Annotated in this window: 21 protein-coding genes and 1 pseudogene; 15 read left to right on the top strand and 7 right to left on the bottom strand. The window is 61.7% G+C overall.

The genetic code is table 11. From position 1 onward, the window contains the following. Positions 1-275: 275 nt before the first annotated feature. Genes lpxK through AC3IRM_RS06065 form a run of 6 tightly spaced genes read right to left on the bottom strand, consistent with a single transcriptional unit; the run spans position 276 to position 7,548 of the window. Complete coding sequence (gene lpxK, locus AC3IRM_RS06090; protein ID WP_489205333.1) at positions 276-1,247, bottom strand: tetraacyldisaccharide 4'-kinase; 972 nt, start codon at positions 1,245-1,247, stop codon at positions 276-278. Beyond that, the gene (msbA, locus tag AC3IRM_RS06085) at positions 1,244-3,046 is read right to left on the bottom strand and encodes a lipid A export permease/ATP-binding protein MsbA (RefSeq protein WP_489205332.1); all 1,803 of its coding nucleotides are present in this window, start codon (positions 3,044-3,046) and stop codon (positions 1,244-1,246) included. Before msbA ends, lpxK begins: the two co-directional genes overlap by 4 nt. A gap of 1 nt (position 3,047) precedes the next feature. Next, on the bottom strand, positions 3,048-3,497 hold the full coding sequence (locus tag AC3IRM_RS06080; protein WP_489205331.1) for an ExbD/TolR family protein: 450 nt from the start codon (positions 3,495-3,497) through the stop codon (positions 3,048-3,050). A 3-nt stretch (positions 3,498-3,500) separates the two neighbouring features. Continuing rightward, positions 3,501-4,136, bottom strand: coding sequence for a MotA/TolQ/ExbB proton channel family protein (locus tag AC3IRM_RS06075; protein WP_489205854.1), 636 nt, complete (start codon positions 4,134-4,136; stop codon positions 3,501-3,503). Positions 4,137-4,162: 26 nt separating this feature from the next. Continuing rightward, positions 4,163-6,547 carry a DNA internalization-related competence protein ComEC/Rec2 gene (locus AC3IRM_RS06070; protein ID WP_489205330.1) on the bottom strand — a complete coding sequence of 795 codons (2,385 nt, stop codon included), beginning with the start codon at positions 6,545-6,547 and terminating at the stop codon, positions 4,163-4,165. Further along, entirely contained in the window at positions 6,544-7,548 is a 1,005-nt protein-coding gene (locus AC3IRM_RS06065) for an integron integrase (protein ID WP_489205329.1), read from the bottom strand. The genes AC3IRM_RS06070 and AC3IRM_RS06065 overlap by 4 nt, the downstream gene beginning before the upstream one ends. A 174-nt stretch (positions 7,549-7,722) precedes the next feature. Between AC3IRM_RS06065 and AC3IRM_RS06060 the strand changes: the two genes are divergently transcribed. The 15 genes from AC3IRM_RS06060 (at position 7,723) to AC3IRM_RS05990 (ending at position 18,232) form a co-directional block, all read left to right on the top strand. After that, the gene (locus AC3IRM_RS06060; protein ID WP_489205328.1) at positions 7,723-8,535 is read left to right on the top strand and encodes an FRG domain-containing protein; all 813 of its coding nucleotides are present in this window, start codon (positions 7,723-7,725) and stop codon (positions 8,533-8,535) included. Positions 8,536-8,604: 69 nt separating this feature from the next. Beyond that, positions 8,605-8,922 (top strand): nuclear transport factor 2 family protein, encoded by a 318-nt coding sequence (locus tag AC3IRM_RS06055; RefSeq protein WP_489205327.1) that lies wholly within the window; start codon positions 8,605-8,607, stop codon positions 8,920-8,922. Positions 8,923-9,894: 972 nt separating this feature from the next. Then, positions 9,895-10,221: a hypothetical protein gene (locus AC3IRM_RS06050; RefSeq protein WP_394001996.1), complete on the top strand. Its 327-nt coding sequence runs from the start codon at positions 9,895-9,897 to the stop codon at positions 10,219-10,221. Positions 10,222-10,303: 82 nt separating this feature from the next. Beyond that, positions 10,304-10,648: a hypothetical protein gene (locus AC3IRM_RS06045; RefSeq protein ID WP_489205326.1), complete on the top strand. Its 345-nt coding sequence runs from the start codon at positions 10,304-10,306 to the stop codon at positions 10,646-10,648. 496 nt (positions 10,649-11,144) lie between these two features. Next, the gene (locus AC3IRM_RS06040; RefSeq protein WP_489205325.1) at positions 11,145-11,432 is read left to right on the top strand and encodes a hypothetical protein; all 288 of its coding nucleotides are present in this window, start codon (positions 11,145-11,147) and stop codon (positions 11,430-11,432) included. A 58-nt stretch (positions 11,433-11,490) separates the two neighbouring features. Beyond that, positions 11,491-11,850 (top strand): hypothetical protein, encoded by a 360-nt coding sequence (locus AC3IRM_RS06035; protein WP_489205324.1) that lies wholly within the window; start codon positions 11,491-11,493, stop codon positions 11,848-11,850. A gap of 108 nt (positions 11,851-11,958) precedes the next feature. Next, entirely contained in the window at positions 11,959-12,336 is a 378-nt protein-coding gene (locus AC3IRM_RS06030; RefSeq protein ID WP_489203801.1) for a hypothetical protein, read from the top strand. Positions 12,337-12,393: 57 nt separating this feature from the next. Next, positions 12,394-12,657 carry a hypothetical protein gene (locus AC3IRM_RS06025; RefSeq protein WP_489205323.1) on the top strand — a complete coding sequence of 88 codons (264 nt, stop codon included), beginning with the start codon at positions 12,394-12,396 and terminating at the stop codon, positions 12,655-12,657. 1,757 nt (positions 12,658-14,414) lie between these two features. Then, positions 14,415-14,795 carry a hypothetical protein gene (locus AC3IRM_RS06020; protein WP_489205322.1) on the top strand — a complete coding sequence of 127 codons (381 nt, stop codon included), beginning with the start codon at positions 14,415-14,417 and terminating at the stop codon, positions 14,793-14,795. A 78-nt stretch (positions 14,796-14,873) separates the two neighbouring features. Next, complete coding sequence (locus tag AC3IRM_RS06015; RefSeq protein WP_489205321.1) at positions 14,874-15,392, top strand: hypothetical protein; 519 nt, start codon at positions 14,874-14,876, stop codon at positions 15,390-15,392. Positions 15,393-15,451: 59 nt separating this feature from the next. Beyond that, positions 15,452-16,075: a hypothetical protein gene (locus AC3IRM_RS06010; RefSeq protein WP_489204219.1), complete on the top strand. Its 624-nt coding sequence runs from the start codon at positions 15,452-15,454 to the stop codon at positions 16,073-16,075. Between the two features lie 64 nt (positions 16,076-16,139). Then, positions 16,140-16,589 (top strand): hypothetical protein, encoded by a 450-nt coding sequence (locus AC3IRM_RS06005; protein WP_489205320.1) that lies wholly within the window; start codon positions 16,140-16,142, stop codon positions 16,587-16,589. Between the two features lie 69 nt (positions 16,590-16,658). Further along, on the top strand, positions 16,659-16,979 hold the full coding sequence (locus AC3IRM_RS06000; protein ID WP_489205319.1) for a hypothetical protein: 321 nt from the start codon (positions 16,659-16,661) through the stop codon (positions 16,977-16,979). Positions 16,980-17,458: 479 nt separating this feature from the next. Then, entirely contained in the window at positions 17,459-17,731 is a 273-nt protein-coding gene (locus tag AC3IRM_RS05995) for a hypothetical protein (RefSeq protein WP_489205318.1), read from the top strand. A gap of 66 nt (positions 17,732-17,797) precedes the next feature. Continuing rightward, the gene (locus AC3IRM_RS05990) at positions 17,798-18,232 is read left to right on the top strand and encodes a hypothetical protein (protein WP_489205317.1); all 435 of its coding nucleotides are present in this window, start codon (positions 17,798-17,800) and stop codon (positions 18,230-18,232) included. Positions 18,233-18,795: 563 nt separating this feature from the next. Here AC3IRM_RS05990 and AC3IRM_RS05985 read toward each other — a convergent pair. Beyond that, positions 18,796-19,558, bottom strand: a pseudogene (locus tag AC3IRM_RS05985) (transposase). Positions 19,559-19,707 lie beyond the last annotated feature (149 nt).

Here is a 19,707-nt window from a genome sequence, read left to right as displayed (position 1 = left end):
TTGTCACAGATCGCGGTGCGTGCGGCTGTGCGGCGCCGTCTTGGCCAGCACAAGGCGAGGCCAACGCACAGCGATCCGTAGCGCGGCGAAACCCACCAGACTTGATGCGCGGACACAACGCGTCGCGAGCGTTGCCCTCACCCCAACCCCTCTCCCAAAGGGAGAGGGGCTCAAGCAGAACAAGTTCGTTGTTCCCGTAGGGCGAACGTCAGCCCTTACGCCTTTCTCTTCCGAGGGAGATGGGCCTGAAGCGAGCCACGTCGGCCAGCGCTCAATCAGCGCAGCTTGGTCAACCGGTCCAGCAAGGCGATCCAGAACGCTTCCGGCAGCTCCCCGGACACCGGCACGCTGTAATGGCGTTCGCCGGCGAAGCGCATGCACTTCACCGCGTCCTTTTCGGTCATCAGCACCGGCAGGTCGCTGCCGAACCGCAGGTCTTCGGCGGTGTAGCGGTGATGGTCGGCGAAGGCGTGCGGGACGATCGCGATGCCATGGCTGCGCAGCGTCGCGAAGAAGCGTTCGGGATCGCCAATGCCTGCGACTGCATGCACGCGCTGACCGGCGAAACGCGACAGCGGCAGCGCACGACCACCCACCAGCGGCAGCGCCTGCCCGGTCTCCAGCCGCATCGGCCACTCGCCGAATTCGGCGGCCACGTCGGTCGCGCTGCCGGTGTTGAGCACGCGGAAATCGACAGCGGCGCTGCGCGTCGCCGGCTCACGCATCGGGCCGGCGGGGATCAGCAGACCGTTGCCGTAGCGACGCGCGCCGTCGATGACTTCGATCTCGACATCCCGACGCAGGCGGTAATGCTGCAGACCGTCGTCGCAGACCACGATGTCGCAACCGGCGGCGATCAGCGCCTTGGCGGCCGCGACGCGATCGGCGTCGACGCGCACCCTGGCGCCGGTGCGCGCGGCAATCAGCACCGGCTCGTCGCCGGCCAGTTTCGGATCGGTGACCGGCTCGACCCAGCGCGGCGTGCCGGCGTCGTCGCGGCCATACCCGCGGCTTGCGACACCCGGCGTCCAGCCCGCGGCCTGCAGACGCGCGACGACCGCGATCGTCAGCGGCGTCTTGCCGCTGCCGCCGGCGATCAGATTGCCGATCACCAGCACGGGCTTGGAGACCTTGCGCGGGCGTACGAATTTCAATCGCAGCCGCGATGCCGCGCCGTAGATCCGGGCGAGCGCGCGGGCATGCAACGGCGGACGGCTGCCGTCGAACCAGTACCGCGGCGCCTTCATCCAGCGTCGCCCTCGCGGAACTGCATGCGATGCAGCCGCGCGTACAGGCCACCCTGTTCGAGCAGCTGCTTGTGCGTGCCGTGCTCGACGAGCCGGCCGTGGTCGAGCACCAGCACCTGGTCGGCGTGTTCGATGGTCGACAGGCGATGTGCGATGACCAGCGTCGTGCGGTCCGGCATCAGATGTTCGAGCGCGTCCTGCACCAGGCGCTCGGATTCGGTATCGAGCGCGGCGGTGGCCTCGTCGAGGATCAGGATCGGCGCGTCCTTGAGCATCGCGCGGGCAATTGCCAGACGCTGGCGCTGGCCGCCCGACAGGCGACCGCCGCGACTGCCGATGCCGCTCTCGAGTTGCTTGGGCAGCTTCTCGATGAACTCCATCGCATTGGCGCCGCGGATCGCCGCGTCCAGTGCCTCGCGCGACACGCCCGCCATTTCGCCATAGGCAATGTTCGCCGCAACCGTGTCGTCGAACAGCATCACCTGCTGTCCCACGAGTGCAATCTGACGGCGCACATCGGAGAGCTTGTAATCATCGATCGGATGCCCGTCGAGCAGGATCTCGCCTTCGGCCTGCGCGTAGAAGCGCGGGATCAGCTTGATCAGCGTCGACTTGCCGCTGCCGGAGCGACCGACGATCGCAGTCACCGTGCCGGGCTTGGCGATGAAGCTGACGTCCTGCAAGGCCGGCGCGTTCTGGCCCGGATAGCGCGCGCCGACGTTGCGGAACTCGATCTCGCCACGCGCACGCGCCAGCGGCCGCGAGCCGGTGTCGCGCTCGTCGTCCGAATCGAGGATTTCAAACAGGCGCTCGGCCGAAGCCACACCCCGCTGCAGCATGTTCTGCACGTTGGTCAGCTGCTTGAGCGCGGGAATGATCGCCATCATCGCGATCATCAGCGCGACGAAGCCGCCGGCGGTCAGACGACCCTGCGAAGCCTCGTAGCCCGCGATGACGATCAACAGCGCCAGACCCACCGAGCCCATCAGCTGCACGACCGCCGACGAGATCGCGCGCGTCGCCTCGACCTTGAGGTTCAGCCGCATGTGCGTATCGGCGACCGCGCGATAACGCGCGTTCTCGGCCGCCTGGGCGCCGTAGATCTTCACTTCCTGCTGGTTGCTCAGCGACTGGTCGGCCGCCTGCAGCAGCAGCGCCGAACTGTCCTGGATGTTGTGGCTGACCCGGCGGTAGCGACGCGCGACCTTGCCCATGATCCACGACAAGGGCGGCGCGATGACCAGGATCGTCAGCGTCACCTGCCAGCTGGTCCACAGCATCACGATCAGCGAGGCGATGATCTGCAGCGACTGCTGGATCATCACCTTGGCAGCGTCCACTGCAGCCTGCGACACCTGGTCGGAGTCCGAGCCCAGGCGTATCAGCATCGACGGCACCGGCTCGGCATCGAAGCGCATGCCCGGCAGACGCAGGTACTTGCCGAGCACCATGACGCGCAGATCGCGGGCGATGCCGCGGCCGGCCTTGGCCATGTTGTAGTCGGCCAGATAGCCGGCGATGCCGCGCATCACGAACAGGCCGATGATCGCCGCCGGCAGCCACAGGTTCACGCCCGCGTTCGTCCCGACGAAGGTCTCGTCGATGATCGGTTCCATCATCTTGGTGAAGGCGCCGCCCGCGGCCGCTTCGATCAGCATGCCGACCAGCGCGACAGACAGCAGGCCACGATAGTCGGTGGCGAACTGCAGCAGCCGGCGATAGACCGGCCAGGCGCGATCGGCGCGCGCGGGTCCCGGCGTCGGCGCGTCGTGCTGCGCCTTGTCCACAACACTACTCATCTCATTCCTCTTGCGTGGCCGCCGCCGGCGCAGCCGCCGTCTGCGGCGCCGTCGCATTCGCGATGCGCTTGAAGCCGAGCTGGCCCAGCGCATCGTAGGCGGTCACCACCGCCTGCCACGGGGTGCGCGCATCGGCGCGCAGCAGCACGGTGCGGTCGCGATCGTCGCCCGCGACTTCCGCGATCGTGCGCTTGAGCGATTCGACATCGGTGCGCAGCGCTTCGCGGTCGTCGACGAAGTAGCGACCGTCGGCATTGATCAGCAGGCTCAATGTGCCGTCCTGCGCATCGTTGCGCTCGCCGGTCGCCTGCGGCAGTTCGAGCTTCAGCACCGAGCGCGCATCGAAAGTGGTCGTGATCACGAAGAAGATGATCAGCACCAGGATCACGTCGATGAGCGGCACGAGGTTGAGTTCCGGCGTGTCCTCGGCGCGGCGGTCGCGGATGCGCATGCGTCAGCCCTGCACCGGCGCCTGCACGGGGCGGCGGTTGCGCGGGTCGATGACGTCCATCAGCGCGATCGCCTCGTGCTCCATCTGCACGATGTAGCCGTCGATGCGTGCACGGAAATGGCGGTGGAACATCAATGCCGGAATGGCGACGATCATGCCCGCCGCCGCGCACACCAGCGCCTTGCCGATGCCGCCGGCGAGCTGGTTCACATCGCCCACGCCGTGGTCCATGACGCCCATGAACATCTGGATCATGCCGACCACGGTGCCGAACAGACCCAGCAGCGGCCCGGCCGCGGCGATCGTGCCCAACGCATTGAGATAGCGCTCCATGCGGAACGCGACGTGGCGGCCGACATCCTCGACCCGCTCGCGGATCTCCTCGCGCGGGCGGCTTCGCACGTCGAGCGCGGCGGCGAGCAGCGCGCCCAGCGGCGCAGTGCCGCGCAGCGACTCGATGTGCGCCGGGTCCAGCGTGCCGCGCGCAGCCCAGGCGCGGACCTCCTCGCCCAGGCCAGGCGGCAGTACCGCCTTGCGGCGCAGCGCCCAGAAGCGCTCGACGATGATCGCCAGCGCGACAGCCGACAGCAGCAGCAGGGGCAGCATCGGCCAGCCGCCAGCCTTCACCAGTTCGAGCACACCCACCCCTTCGGCCGATGGCCTGTTCAATCCGGGGAATAGGATAGCCCAGCCTGCCCGGCCGCCTCCGGCGGCGCTTCGCGCTCTGCAGCGCGGCGTGCGGCGTCCCACAGCCGGGCTCGGCTGACGCGTTCCTGCGTGACCGCCAGTCCACCGGCCTGCAACCGGAACCGGGTCGCCCCGCCGCCCGCGGTGCTGCCCACCGCAGTCCCCGCCCTCGACCAGCGCTCGACCACCTCCTCGTGCGGATGCCCGAAGCGGTTGCCGTGACCCGCCGACATCATCGCGACCGCGGCGCCGGAGGCACGCACGAACGCCGGATCGGACGAGCTGCGGCTGCCATGGTGCGCAGCGATCACGACATCGGCCGCGAGCGCCGATGCATCGCGCCGCACCAGCAGCCGCTCAACCAGATCATCGATATCGCCCGGCAGCAGCGCCGCGCCGTGTGGCGTCTCGACGCGGAGCACGCAACTCGACGGGTTACGGAACGCCGGGAAATGCAGGTCCGGATGCAGGAACCGGAACGTCACACCGTCCATCCGCCAGGCACTGCCCATCAGGCACGGGAACGCGCCCGGCACCCGGTCCCACTGCGGCGCGAAGACCACCGGCGCTGCGAAGCGGCGTTGCACGGCGCCGAAGCCGCCCGCGTGATCGGCATCGCCGTGGCTCACGATGATGGCATCCAGATGGCGCACGCCCAGCGCCTGCAGGGCCGGCACCACGACGCGTTCGCCCGCATCGAAGGCTTCGGGTATCGCCGGCCCGGTGTCGTAGAGCACCGCATGGCGCGCGGTACGGATCAACACCGACAGGCCCTGACCGACGTCGAGCACGACCAGCTCGGCCTCGCCGTCGCGTGGCAGGTTCCGGTCCGGCCACAGCAACGGCAGCCACAACAGCGCGGCCAACCATTTTCCGGGCACCCCACGCGGCAGGAGCATCCAGAATGCGGCGAGCAGCGCGAGCGGCAGCGCCAGCCCGTGCGGCTCGGGCAGCCACCAGAGTGAGACCGGACTCGCGGCCAGCCAGTCGAACAGTGGCCAGCTCAGATCGAAGGCCCAGGCCGCACTGCGCCAGGCCCAGTCACCCGCGCCCGACTGCAGCGCCTCCAGCCCCGTGCCGATCAGCGCCAGGGGCACCACGATCAGGCTCCACCAGGGGATCGCGACGAGATTGGCGATCGGCCCCGCCAGCGAGGCCTGCCCGAACAGGACCACCGTCAACGGCAGCAGGCCGATGGTCGCCACCCATTGCGAGACCAGCAGGCCGCGCAGCTTCGATTGATCGCGTGCGTCCGGCAGGCACCAGACCAGCCACGCGACACCGGCGAAGCTGAGCCAGAAGCCGGCGGAGAGCACCGCCATCGGATCGACCAGCACCACCGCGATCGCGGCGTAGGCCAGTGAATCGGCAATACGCAGATGTCGGCGCGCCATCCGCGCGATCACGACTACCGCGATCATCAGCACCGTGCGTACCGTGGGCAGCTCCCAGCCCGCGACTGCGGCGTACACGGTGCTCGCCAGCAACGCGACGATCGCCGCCGCCTGCGGCCGCGGCAGCCACCGCCCCAGCCACGGCAGGCACCACCACACGCCTGTGGCGACGAGTGCGAAGAACCCGCCGACCATGCCGACGTGGAATCCCGAAATCGCGATCAGATGCGTCAGCCCGGTCGCCCGCAGGGCTTCCCAGTCGAGATCGCTCAATGCCCGCGTATCGCCGATCGCAAGTGCACGCACATAGCGCGCACTGTCCCGTTCGACCACGGCGTCGATACGCGTTGCAACACGTTCGCGCCATCCGTCCACGCCGCGCGCACCCTTGAGGCGCGTGACCGGCTCGGCGCTGCGTACATAGCCCACCGCGGTGACGCGTTGCGCCATCGCGCGTTTCTCCCCATCGAACCAGCCCGGATTGCGCAGCCCGCGCGGCGCCCGCAGCCGCGCTGTGAATATCCAGTCGCTGCCGGCCTGCAGCCCATACCGGCGAAGGTCCGGACCTACGCGACGATCGTCATACCAGGACAGGCGCAACAGTCGACCGCGCAACGGTGCCGGCATCGACGCGTCGCCCGCCACGCGAAACAGGAACGCTGTGCGCTGCGGCTCGTGGACCGGCAGCCCGATGATCTGCCCGCGCACCCCGAAATCACCCCGCTCCATCGACGCCGGCAACTGCAGCGACAAGGCATGCGCCGCGTGCAACCCGCACAGCGCTGCGCCGACAACGACAGCCGCAACCACTCGCCCGCGCCCGACTGCCCAGGCCGCCAACGCAGCAGCGAGTGCAAACGCCATCACCCACCAGGGCGGCAGACCGGGCAACTGCAGGCAGGCGATCGCGCCGAACACCAGCCCTGCGGCGACGCCCAGCCCCAGTCCAGGCACCCGCCGCGCGCTCACGTGGCCGGCAGCCGGTCCAGTGGACTGCGCACACCCAGTCCACCGCGCTGGAGCACATGCGTGTAGATCTGCGTCGTCGACAGATCCTTGTGACCCAGCAGGGCCTGGATCGTCCGGATGTCCTGACCTGCGTCGAGCAGGTGCGTCGCAAACGAATGCCGCAGCGTGTGGCAACTGGCCGGTTTGTGCAGGCCGATACGCAAGCGCGCCGTGCGTATCGCGCGTTGCAGGACCGATTCGTCGAGATGATGCCGCCGCAACACACCCTCACGCGGGTCACGCGACTGCTGCAGCGCCGGAAACACGTACTGCCATCCCGGCTCCCGCGCAGCGCCGGGATATTTGCGCGCCAGCGCGTCGGGGAGCCACACCGCCCCCTGGCCCGCCGCGAGATCGGCAGCATGCAAGTGCAAGGCACGCGCAATCTCGTCGCGCAGACCGGCCGCCAGGCGGTCCGGCAGCGGCACATGACGGTCTTTGCCGCCCTTCCCCTCACGGACGATGATCTGTCGCTGCGCGAAATCGACATCCTTGATCCGCAGGCGCATGGCCTCCATCAGCCGCATGCCGGTGCCGTACAACAGACTCGCGAGCAAGGCCGGTCGCCCTTCCATCGCCAGCAGCAGGCGCTGAACCTCCTCGCCACTCAAGACGACCGGCGCCCGCCGCGGCCGCTTCGCGCGGACCACGTCATCCATCCACGGCAGTTCGATACCAAGCACGTCTCGGTAGAGAAACAACAGGGCCGCCAACGCCTGGTTCTGCGTGCCCGCGGCCACCTGATGCCGCGTCGCCAATACGGTCAGAAACGCCTCGACCTCCGGTCCGCCCATCTCCCGCGGATGCCGCTTTCCGTTCGCGAGAATGAAACGCCGGATCCAGCCGACATAGGCCCGCTCTGTACGCACGCTCAGATGCCGCACCCGACAGCGCGCCCGCACCTGATCCAGCAAGCGCGGCGCCGCGGCTGCCGTTACCACCCCGCTTCCGTCGGATAACACGGTGCGCCTCCATGCGCCGGATAACATCGGCAGGCTAATCCGCGCCCCAACCGATGCAACTGCGGCAAACTGTTGATCCGCCGTCGGATTTCTCCGCTTTGCGAGCACCCGAGTTCCACCGCATACTCGGCGCAACACCCCGCATCCGGGGTCGAATACTAGTTAGAGGTCATCTTGTCTGACTTTACCGTTGACTCACTACAAAGCATTGAGAAGATCGCCGCAGATCTGACTGCCGAGGCGATAGGCGGCAGGCCTCACGAACATTCATATGTTTCTCCTACTCTGTACCGCGGGCAGTCGCGCGCCAGCTATCGGCTAGAAACTACACTCGAGCGCTTTGGGCTAGTCAACTTCAGCTTTGATGACTACGTTCGATACCTCTCCAAAGTCAAACCCGCTATCGAGTCAATGCTTGAGAGGAAATTCGCATTCAAATGGGACAATCCTGAGGAAGAAGGCCACACCTTTATGCTCTCGCAGCTGAAACTGCGAGCGGGACAGTACGAGTTCATGGTCTACCTCCGTCACCACGGATTCCCCACCCCACTACTTGACTGGAGCCGGTCGCTTTACGTTGCACTTTACTTCGCTTTGTCAGAACAGCCCAGGGATGAGAACGCGGCGCTCTTCATGTACATAGAGAACCTCGGACACGGAAAGGGTGGTGTCGTAGGTTCACCTGAGATATCGACGATCGGCCAGTATGTAACGGCTCACAAGCGCCACTGGATCCAACAATCCAACTACACGGCATGTGTCGCAAGGCAAGATGAAGTATGGGTATATCACCCCCACGAGGACGCCTTGGGTGGTCCGAGCGACGAGAGCGACCGGCTGGTGAAAGTTGAAATCGTCCCTGAGGCGCGTACTCGGATGTTGCGCCAGCTCGATTCCATGAATATAAACGCTTTCTCACTTTTCGGAACGGAGGAATCCTTAATGAAGACCCTGGCGTTTAGGGAGCTCCTAGAAGATGACCTCTAACAATTCATTCAAGCCGAACACGCTTCGCGTGTCGGCTTAATTCAGGCGTTAGGTGTGCATGGAGATATTATGAGCAACTCAACCAATAAGGAGCTGATAGACCGCTATTTGGCTGCCTACAACTCCTTCGACATTGACGGCATGCTTGCGCTTCTATCGCCAGACGTTTGCTTTGAGAACTACTCTAGTGGGCAACTCACTGAGGCTACAAACGACATTGAGGGGTTCAGAGAGCTAGCGGAGAAATCCAAGTCCCTGTTTTCTGAGCGTGAGCAGCGCATCACTAAGCTAACGCTCGGCCAAGACTCAGCGATTGCTGACATTGCTTACCGGGGCCAGCTCGCTACCCGACATACCCGGCGGCCCTTCAGCCGGGACCGTACTTGACCTGAAAGGTCAGTCAGAGTTTTGTTTCAAGGGTGGGCAGATCAGTAAGATCGTTGACCGTAGCTGAGTGCACACCTAACAATTCATTCAAGCCGACGCCGCTTCGCGGCGCGGCTTAATTCAGGCGTTAGGCGCCACAACAATCATGGTCGACCACTGGGCTTCAATCGCAGTATGTGAGTGGCGCAGCACACCATGTGTTGTCGGCCGTCCGGCTACAGAGGCCGACGTAGCTGCCGGCTCCGCAGTCTTCTTCGTGCCGGCTGAGTCCACCGCCGCCTCAATGGCGCTGCCTTGCTGTGCAATCCAGTCGCTTGAGGATGGCTCCGAGCAACCCGTGGTCATTGTCCAAGCAGAGATTGCGCCTCACGGCATCATCTTGGGGGTGCGCCCGCTCTCCGGCGGCAACGGCATTTGCATGGCCACAGAGGTTAGGTTGCTTCCTGCCGGGTTCGGCCCCTAGGGTGGCGCCTAACAATTCATTCAAGCCGAAACCGCTTCGCGGTTCGGCTTAATTCAGGCGTTAGCCGTGCATGAGTCATCATCGCGAGGGGGATCCGTGAGCGAATCTATCGATTGGCGCGCTTTACGTGCTCAAGGGCAATCCGAATCAGAGGCCTTGGCCGCGCAAGCCGCAAGAAAAGGTTCTGTAAATCGTGACTGGTTCGGCGCCACATACTCGGCAGCTCAGTGGGCCAAACACGATGATCTGTATCCGGCCATCGACGAATACGGGGAGAGCCGCTACACAATGCAGCAGGGCCTGAGGGCCGCATGCCATGGGCGCGAGGATGTTGCTGCTACGTTGGTCATTCAGCACGCACTTCTTCGTCGCCTGCAGGGGCTCCGACTTCTTGGGTGGGCTTGCTTTGCGGTCCTCTGTTATATCGCCGTTTGTGTGTCGTAGCAGTGGCACTCACGGCTAACTATTCGGTCAAGCGTTAGCCGTTCAGCCACGTACTTGGTGATCTGATGATTGTTGATGAGTTCCGAGACTCCATCGCCATCTATGACGAGATGCTCCGAAATGGAGAGCGAGATCCTCTGAGCATGCTCAACATTGTTGATAAGCGGCTTGCTGAAATATCCAACCATATTGCGGTGTGTCATCGCGTCCTCGCCGAGCAGCGGTCGCTCGCTCACGGCGCGTTCCTTGGCAGCACTCGCAAGCGGCATCTGGACAAAGCGGAGCAAGCCGGACAAATCCTTGAGCAGGTAGTTGCCGTGCAATCTGACCTGTTCGACTTCCGCCACAAGGTTCTAAATCAGGTCGCCACTCAACTGCGGGGTGTCGTGTGATCATCGCGGCCAAAGCGGCTAACAAATCGTTCAAGCCGAAACCGCTTCGCGGTTCGGCTTAACTCAGGCGTTAGGCAAGGTTGTGATCGAACCGGCGATTGAGAAGTTGGAGCACGCCCTTTCGGATCCGACCGGCGTTTACATTGGGCCTGGCGTCGACGCCGATACCTATTTGGCTGGCTTAGCCTCGGACATCCGCGCACACATCTGCACGCCGTTTCAACTGTCAGCTACGGTCATGGCTCCCGGCTTTCCGGATGCGCAGGTCGGCAACTCTATCTCCGGCCAGTGTGTCGCCCACAGCGAGAGCTATTGGCTGGTGTACCAGCCGGACCACGACTGCTTCTATTGCTTCTGGGGGGAGAGCCGTAGCAACCTAGGCGCACACGGCGTGTTCGGTCAGCCGCTCTATTGCTGGTCTGCCTGAGCCCGCCTAACCAATCATTCAAGCCGAACCCACTTCGTGGGTCGGCTTAACTCAGGCGTTAGCGCCCATGCTCATCTCACTACTACTTTTAGCTGCGTTTCATTCTCCGTTACCCAGCGACTCGGGGGACAACGCTGCCCCACCTAGGCTCCTTAGCTCGGAGCCGGTCATCATTCCGCCAGACTTCTGCATCATGTACGCGGATCCCGAAAAAACTTGTGCTGCAAGCGCAGAATTCGACGTTCTGACGGATGGGACTGTCTCAAACATCAAGATCAATCGCTCTTCCCGCGTATGGGAGTGTGACCGTGCAGTGCTAAGGTCAGTTCGTAGCCGGGTCTATGAGTCGTCCGGAGGATTCAAGGTACGAGATGAGGCCGTACAAAGTGAGACTTGTAGGGACCTACGTGGGCGCTAACAATTCATTCAAGCCGATGCCGCTTCGCGGCACGGCTTAACTCAGCCGTTAGGGCGCATTCGCGATCTTGGAGATCACATGCTAAGCATCGTCGCAGAACAGTCGGGAGATGTGGTTTACCTGCACGCAGACTTGGCAGGACTCGAAGTCCTGGAGAAAGCTATCTCTTCTTTGCGTCAGCGGGTCGGAAAGGGCGAGTGTGAAGACAGCCATCTCTTTAGCGAGTCATGGGGTGGCGCAGAGCTTACAGAGTCAATGTTGCTACAAGAGCAGTCTTCCGGTTGCAGGCAGGTCCATCACCTGAAGCTATATGGTTGGACTCAAGATTGGGCGCATAAGCACGGCCTATCCAAGGATGCGCCCTAACAATTCATTCAAGCCGATGCCGCTTCGCGGCACGGCTTAATTCAAACGTTAGGCGCACATGGTGATTATTCGGCAGCACGGGAGTAACGGCGAGCTGTTCGACATTGCGGACTTTCTCGCTGATGTGGATCGTTTTGCGCCGCCCGATACCTGGCGCATCACCATCGATGAGTGCATGGGCGATCGGGCTACGGAGATCGAGACACTGACGTCTACCGGGCTATTGGTGGATGACATTGAGTTCCGCTCCTTGTATCGCGGCATCTACCAGACAATCGATGGACGATTTGTAGGTCTATCTGCCGGGGAGCAGGCGTTCGAGCTACTTGCAGTTGATTCGTCGTTCTGGGAGGTCACTGGCTCTCAGGCCTTTGAGTCGCATATGCTCTCCACTTACGGGGCGTGGCAGCGCGCCTAACAATTCGTTCAAGCCGAACTTGCTTCGTTACAGCTTTGGCGTGGCAGGAAAAGCTTGCCACACCAAAGCCTCCACTACGCAAGTCGGCTTAACTCAGGTGTTAGGCCCGTGCAGCTAGATCTTGGCTACTTCGAAGAATTCAAAGGCGGGAACACCCTGCTGGTTGCGGGCCAGCCCGCAGAGATCGAAGGCTTAGCAAGAGCCCTTGAGTCCTTTGTTGCCTCCGAACACCAGTCTCTGGTGCTGCAATTACAGGGCTATCGCATAGGCGGAGCGCAGCTCCGGCTAACCAAAGCGCCGATGCCACGCGACGTTCATCTAAGCTGGCTTGTCACGCCATCTGAGGTCGCGCGAGTTGCCGAACAGCTCCGCGCCGTGGCACATGGCGCGCCTGCCCACCAGTACTTCGAGCTGGTAGGCTCGGAAGCGCAGCTTATGGTCGCGGCCGGCGAGTACCCGCCCGAGTGGTGGCAGGCCCAGGCCTAACAATTCATTCAAGCCGACGCCGCTTCGCGGCGCGGCTTAATTCAGGTGTTAGGCCGCATGAAAATTCTTCTCGCAATTGCAGTTGCCATCCTGATCTCTGGTTGCGCCAGCAGCCGGATCTCTTCTGAATGCTCAACCCACATCAGCCAACTACAGGCCGCTTTAGACGCAGCCAATAGCAAACTTGATGCAGCTAGTGCTGCCGCGGAAAAGGAGCCGACCCCTCAAATGTTTGGCAGAGTTGCTGGGGCCGCGGCAGACGTAGCCGGTGCAACTGCTGAACTCAATAGCGCCAACCAGGAGTGTGGCGTTGCGCTCTAACAATTCATTCAAGCCGACGCCGCTTCGCGGCGCGGCTTAACTCAGGCGTTAGGCCGCTAGGGAGTCGTGTGGCAAACCCAACCAACAAGCTCCTCGTTGCCGGGGCCGCACTAAGCGGACTTGCAGCGCTGTTGCATCTCGCATGCTTGGTAGTGGGCGCGCCGCTGTACCGTCTCTTGGGGGCGGGAGAGCAAATGGCCCAGCTACACACAACGGGTCATTGGTACCCCACCGTCGTTACCCTTGGTATTGCCGGCGTGCTTGGTGCGTGGAGTGCATACGCTCTCTCCGGCGCGGGTGTGATCCGTAAGCTGCCTCTGCGCCGCGCCGTACTCTGCGCGGTCACAGCCATCTACATTGCTCGGAGTGTTGCGTTCGTGCCGGTCATGGCCTACTTCCCTGGGAACAGCGTGACGTTCTGGATAGTGAGCTCCGCGATCTGTCTACTCATCGGCGTGGTCCACTTGGTGGGGCTTCGGCAATCTTGGGCCAGGCTGTCGGGCGGCGCGGCCTAACAATTCGTTCAAGCCGAAACCGCTTCGCGGTTCGGCTTAACTCAAGGCGTTAGGCGTCACACTGAATGTCTCGACAGATCTCACAAGAAGAAGCCGAGCTTTTGGAGCGGGTGTTGGCCGTCGGCGCGCGTGACCAGACTATTCCTGGAGTCGTCGCCTCTATTCCAGCGCTCCGAGTCACCGCCACATGCAAATGCGGCTGTGCCACAGTCTGGTTTGGGCCTGACAGCGACGCCACCGTCGGGAACAACCTTGCTGAGGCGCTTGCCTCTCTGGGTGATGAGACGGTTACTGTGATCGTCTGGTCGCAAGGTGGGTCTATTGCGGGCTTAGAGATCATCGGCCAGGAGCAAACTGGGCTTCCCAGTCCCCATTCGGTCAGGGGTTACCGGTGACGCCTAACAATTCATTCAAGCCGATGCCGCTTCGCGGCACGGCTTAATTCAGGCGTTAGGCGCCATACCGATTTCTATGCAAACCTCAGACGCATATTCAGCCTTGGCCAAGGAAATGGAAGCCATCCGGCAGCTCCCTGTGAAGGAGCTCGTCGCGCTTACAGGCAAACCGGCTATCGAGCGCGTGGTGGATACTGGCAGACAGCGCATTGAGCTAGAGGTACTAGTCGCGTGGCATGACGAGGCGCATACCGCGGTTCGCATTACCGGACATGCTCGTGGGCCTAGCACTTGGCATCATGAGCATCTGCAAGAGAGCGTCACAGTTCCAATTCCTTCTGGCGCTTCCAATGGCGCCTAACAATTCATTCAAGCCGAATCCGCTTCGCGGATCGGCTTAATTCAGTCGTTAGGCCCCAATGATCGAGCGCATGACACACGAGCAGTACGTACTGTCAGTCCGCCGGCAGGCCGCTGAGATCGCTGCAGGCATCCTTGCTGGTGAGGTGCCAATCCTGGAGGGCTGTCACTCACTTGCCGCACTGCGTTGGGAGGTCGAAATTGAGGATCGCGACCCTGACTTTGTCACCTTCGCCATGATTTCTTCGGAGATTGACGCTCTGCCAGTAGGAGCTGTTCGAGTTCATTGGGCCCCTGACGCATTGGCAAGACTGGAGCCGGACATACAATCAGCGATTGCATGGGCAACACCGCAAGCACTGCCGGCCTGCGAGTCGGTGGTGCAGCGGTTTGGGGCCTAACAATTCATTCAAGCCGACGCCGCTTCGCGGCGCGGCTTAATTTAGGTGTTAGGCGCGTATCTGATTCACCGCAGGAGGAGGAGAGCATGGAAGAGTCACACGAGCGGAGTCTTGAGCAGATCCATGAGAATCTGCTCGAAGGCATGCGCGACTTCATGAGGGACTCGCTGGAGGACGGCGAGAGCGAGGATGACTTCTCCTACACGGAGGAAGACATCCAGAAGTGCAAGACGATCTTGGATCTCTTCCTCGCCCAAGTTAAGAGCAGCCCTCACGGCGACACTGAGTCCGTCATGGCAACCGTCAAGGACACGGTCCTGGCGTTAAACGCGCTCAATGAGACCTGCGACCACAGCTTGATTGAGACAGATCAGCGCGAGGAGATCTGCGATCTGATTATCAAAGCTGCGTTAGATGTCGGAGTCGGGAACGGTGATGACATCACCGAAGAGTGGCGCGAGTGGTAGACGCGCCTAACAATTCATTCAAGCCGCCGCCGCTTCGCGACGCGGCTTAATTCAGGTGTTAGGCCAGGAGAGATTGTCGTGAGCAGGGAAGATGTCATTGCCATAGCCGCCCGAGTCTTCGCGGTTTTCCTCTTGGTGACAGTTGTGCGCTCGTTCCCGAGTGCGGTCGCGCTCATCGGACAAGATGGGCCACAACCATCGCTGATACTCGTGGGGGTTGTACTGGCATCTAGCATCGCTGTCTGCGCCATCCTCTGGTTCTTTCCCCTCACCATCGCAAAAAAGCTGCTGCCGGCGATGAGTGAGCCACGCTCAGAGACCTCTATGAGCGGCTCGATAGCCTTATCCGTAGGACTGACGCTTTTGGGTGTGTGGGTCTTGGCCTATGCGCTACCAGATGCGATCTATTGGACAACGATTTTTCTGCTAACTCGCGGCCCCGAGTTTGGACACTTTGAGTGGGGGCGTGAGCAGATTGCTCATATTGTCACCACAGTCGCAGAGTTGGTTCTCGCCATCTGGCTTGTATTCGGCAGTACAGGTATCAAGCGGCTCATCCTCAGGTATCGCCATGGAAAGATTGAAGGTCTGGCCTAACAATTCATTCAAGCCGACGCCGCTTCGCGACGCGGCTTAACTCAAGCGTTAGGCATCGCATGACAGATGATCGCTGGTGCCGGAACAAGAGCTGGGATGCCGATATCGCATCTCTCTTTGAGGAGAAGCTGCGGCGCGCTCGTCGCAAAAGCCAGTATCTTCGGATTCAGGCCTACTCCCTCACGCAAACTAATCCGCAGGTAGCCTTAGATCTGCTTGATCGGTACTTTGCACTTGGTGAAGACTTTGACCATGCTCAAGCTCATGTTGATCGTGCGGCGGCCTACATAACTCTTGGCCGCTTAGAAGATGCATTCACGTCTTACGAGGCAGCTCTAAATCGCGAGGCGGAGTTCCCAAATTTGCGCACCGGCGCATACTTGGAGCTGCCATATCAAATAGCCCTACGGGGCGCAGCTCATCGCTACGATCAGGCAATGGCCCTACTTTCCAAAGCCGCTGAGAACCTCATGTTTTCCGTGGATCACTTTGTGTTTCATGCAACAAAAGCAATCATCCTCTCTGCCCAAGGGAACCTCGCCGATGCTCGCGCCGAGGCTAGACCTGCCCTTGAGGCTGCAAGCCGTGACCATTCTGGATTCCGCTACCATCCCGGCGTGGGCCTCGTATCGGACAAGCATGCACAAGCTCTGGCTTTGCTGCGTCCGCTGTGCGATGCCTAACAATTCATTCAAGCCGACGCCGCTTCGCGGCGCGGCTTAATTCAGGCGTTAGGCGCTCATCGACATGACGTACAACTCTCGTATTCCAGCCGATCCCGACTACCTGCACGCCGTGGGCCGTGCGTTCTACAATTTCACTTATCTTGAGTGGATCGTCGTCTGGACCATCGTCAAGTTAAGTGCGGACGGCTTCGGGAGCGTGCCAAAAGGTCAAACGGCCTCCCATATCGCACAGGCGCTCATCAAGGCGATTGCCGCTACAGAGCCGCCGCTCCCGGACAAGTTGCGCCGCGGACTGGTGAAGTTTCATGAGAGCTACTTGGCAGCCATCGCTCGCCGCAACAAATTGCTTCACGCTCACCCCTACACCGCCGCAGATGGGGTGCAGCAACTCGGCGGCGGTGGGGTTGAGTGGCCAACTGATGTTGTTAATGAAGCAGCAATGTTCTTTGAGAGTGTAGCAATCGCTGGCAACGCAATATTCCACGGTGATCTCAAAGCGGCCCGCCCATGAGCGCGCCTAACAATTCATTCAAGCCGACGCCGCTTCGCGGCGCGGCTTAATTCAGGCGTTAGGCCTCACATGAAGCGCTCCCGCACGCCACAGGAAAAGAAGGCCCTGAGCCTCGAGAACGATCGGCGCAACGTTGTCGCTGAGAGTCAGTGGGGAGGCCGCGATGCGATTACCAAGCGCAAGCAGTGGGTCAATCAAGCCCATCGCAAAGCTGTGCATCAGGAGCTTTCCGCTTTGTCTGGTAGCACGCCTGCGGACCCGGAGGCGGTTGAGTCCATCGTAGCCTCCACTACACGCCACAATTGGCGCAAGCAACCGGATGTTCCACTCAAAGTGGCTCTTGAGCTGCGTCGCTCTCGTAAGGCTGGAGATACCGGCAGTGAGCCCTAACTATTCATTCAAGCCGACGCCACTTCGTGGCGCGGCTTAGTTCAAGTGTTAGCGCCCATGATCATCTCACTGCTACTTTTGGCTGCGTTTCAGGATTCGTTGCTCAGCGGAACGGAGGACGACTCCGCTCCACCTAGGCTCCTAAGCTCGGAGCCGGTCATCATCCCGCCAGACTTTTGCATCATGTATGCCGATCCAGAAGCAACCTGCGCTGCAACCGCATCATTCAATGTTCTAGCAGATGGGACAGTTTCGGACATCAAGATCAATCGTTCGTCTCGCGTGTGGGAGTGTGACCGTGCGGTTATAAGGTCAGTCCGTAGCCGGGTCTATGAGTCGTCCGGTGGCTTCGAGGTACAAGATGAGGCCGTACAAAGTCAGACTTGTAGAGCCCTGCGTGGGCGCTAACAATTCATTCAAGCCGACGCCGCTTCGCGGCGCGGCGTAATTCAGGTGTTAGCACTCATGGAGAGATGACGGTGACTTCAACAGCCAAGCAACCACTCACGACTGCGGGGAATATCTTTGTCTTTCTTTTTGCCTTGTTCGCCATTGTCGGATTCATTGACTACACCTTCTACGGCCAGCAGCTTCGCAATCTTCTTTCTGGCCTCGGCTTCTCGCTTCTGGTTTACGGTGCGCTCAAGAACGGATTTTCAGCTACTGAGCCTCAGCACGTACCGGCCAGCTATGCAACCATTCTGGGTTCGCTGCTCCTCGTTGCCGCAATCGCGTTACGTTTCCTGCGATGATTGCTAACAATCCATTCAAGCCGATGCCGCTTCGCGGCACGGCTTAATTCAAGCGTTAGGCGCACGATGCAAAACGGCATCTCCATCTCCAAGATCTGGTCAGATGACGATATTGACGAACTCCGCGTCGTCGTTACTGACCATGCTTCATCTTTCAGCAATACGGTCTATGTTGCTCATGGGAAGCTGGGAGAGTTGGCCAAGCAACTCAGCACCTTTAGGAATCACATACACGGCGGAATCAAAGACATTCGCCTTGGAGAGTTCGGGCCGGAGTACGCTAAAGGGGCGCTCCAGGCAAGGTTGCATTTCCGCGCGCCAGGCAAGCTGTATATCTCTACACAGCAGCAATCCGCGTTTGCTAGCTTTTCTACTGGTGAGGTCGCGAGCGAGGCTAGGATGTACTTGGTCAGTGAACCGGTCCTGCTGGACACCTTCATTGCAGAGCTTGGAGACCTCGCGAACGGCGAGCGCGAGGACGCAGCCTTGGCTTGCGCCTAACCAATCATGCAAGCCGAGGCTTTCGGCGCGGCTTAACTCCAGGCGTTAGGCCTACTGTGAAGGGTCTCAGCTCACCATTGGCGCTTTTGCTCGTTGGCCTAGCTGGCTGCGCTAGCCTCAGGGCTCCCAGCATCGCCGGCAGTTCTTGGTCCGGGCACGACGGCACGCGTCTCACTGTAGACCTGCGCTACGAGTCTAAGCAGTTGCCTGAGGGTTGGCTTCTTAGAGTCGAAAAGGGCGATGCATCTGGCTCATTCGCCTACCGGAAGCGGTCTGGGTCTTACGACTACTCAGAGCGCGGATACTTCGTTATAGATCCTCAATGGCGCAAGGATCGTTCCTATGTCGGCCTACTTAAGCCAAGAGGTACCTTCTGTGTCGCTAATCCCGAGCAGCAGAGCAGCGAGGAAGAAGATGCCGGCGGTGGTACGAGAACCGTCACCTTCTGGACGGTCTACAACTACTGTGCTCAGCTCCACATCCCGTAGGCCTAACCATTAGTTCAAGCCGAAGCCGCTTCGCGGCTTAGCTTGATTCAGCAACTGTCTTGAACAGGGTCGATTTCAGGCGGCTATCGCACCTCCCGCGCCCTTCAATTCGTCCCGTCGCCTGGCGTTGACGATCGTCAGCAGCTTCCGCATGCAGGCTACCAGCGCCACCTTGCCGAGCTTCCCGCGCGCCCTGAGTTGTTGGTAGTGCGCACGCAGCGTCGGGTCCCAGCGCACGGCCGCGAACGTGGCCATGTAGAGCGCCACGCGCACCGGACCCCGCCCACCGCGGATGCGACGCTTGCCGTGCATCTGGCCGCTGTCGCGATTCATCGGCGCCACGCCGACGAGCTTCGCGATCTGGTGGCGCGTCAGAGTGCCGAGCTCAGGGAGCAGCGCGAGGCTCGTGGCCTGGAAGATCGGGTCCATGCCCTTCGACGATTGCAGCGCCGGCGTGGCGTGTACCTGGAGCAGGGTGCGCATCTCACGATCGATGGCGGCGAGCTCGCGCGTGAGTGCAGAAATCGTGACCTTGCGCACCGCCGGCTGCGTCGATTGCATCCGTCTTCGCCAGCTCGCCGGTGGCACGCGCGAAGTCGCGTGCCTGGCGGGGGTTGATGCGTGCGACCCACAGGCCTGCATCGCAGCACGCTACGAGCAATGCATCCTCGTAGCCGCCGGTGGCCTCGACGACGATGCGCGCATCCGCCACGTCATCCAGTCTCCGAATCAGCTTGCGGATGCCCGCTGCGCTGTTGGCGAACCGCGTTACCTTGGCCACGCCTTCAATAGCGATATCCAGCGCCGCCTTGCCTACGTCGATCCCGACTGCCGTCATCTCGATTCTCCGCTAGAGTTGGCCGGTCGAGAGCATCGCGCCCGGGCCCACGCTTAGCAGTTCGAGGGAACCCTCGTGCAACTGTCCGGGCGCAGGGCGCGAGATCCGGCGTGTGGCCCCTGCTGAATTACGGTGCCGTTACACCGAGG

The sequence above is a fragment of the Luteimonas sp. KH_071 genome (assembly GCF_057838005.1).
The sequence above is the reverse complement of the archived record's forward strand: the minus strand, read 5'-3'. Positions and strand labels throughout refer to the sequence as shown.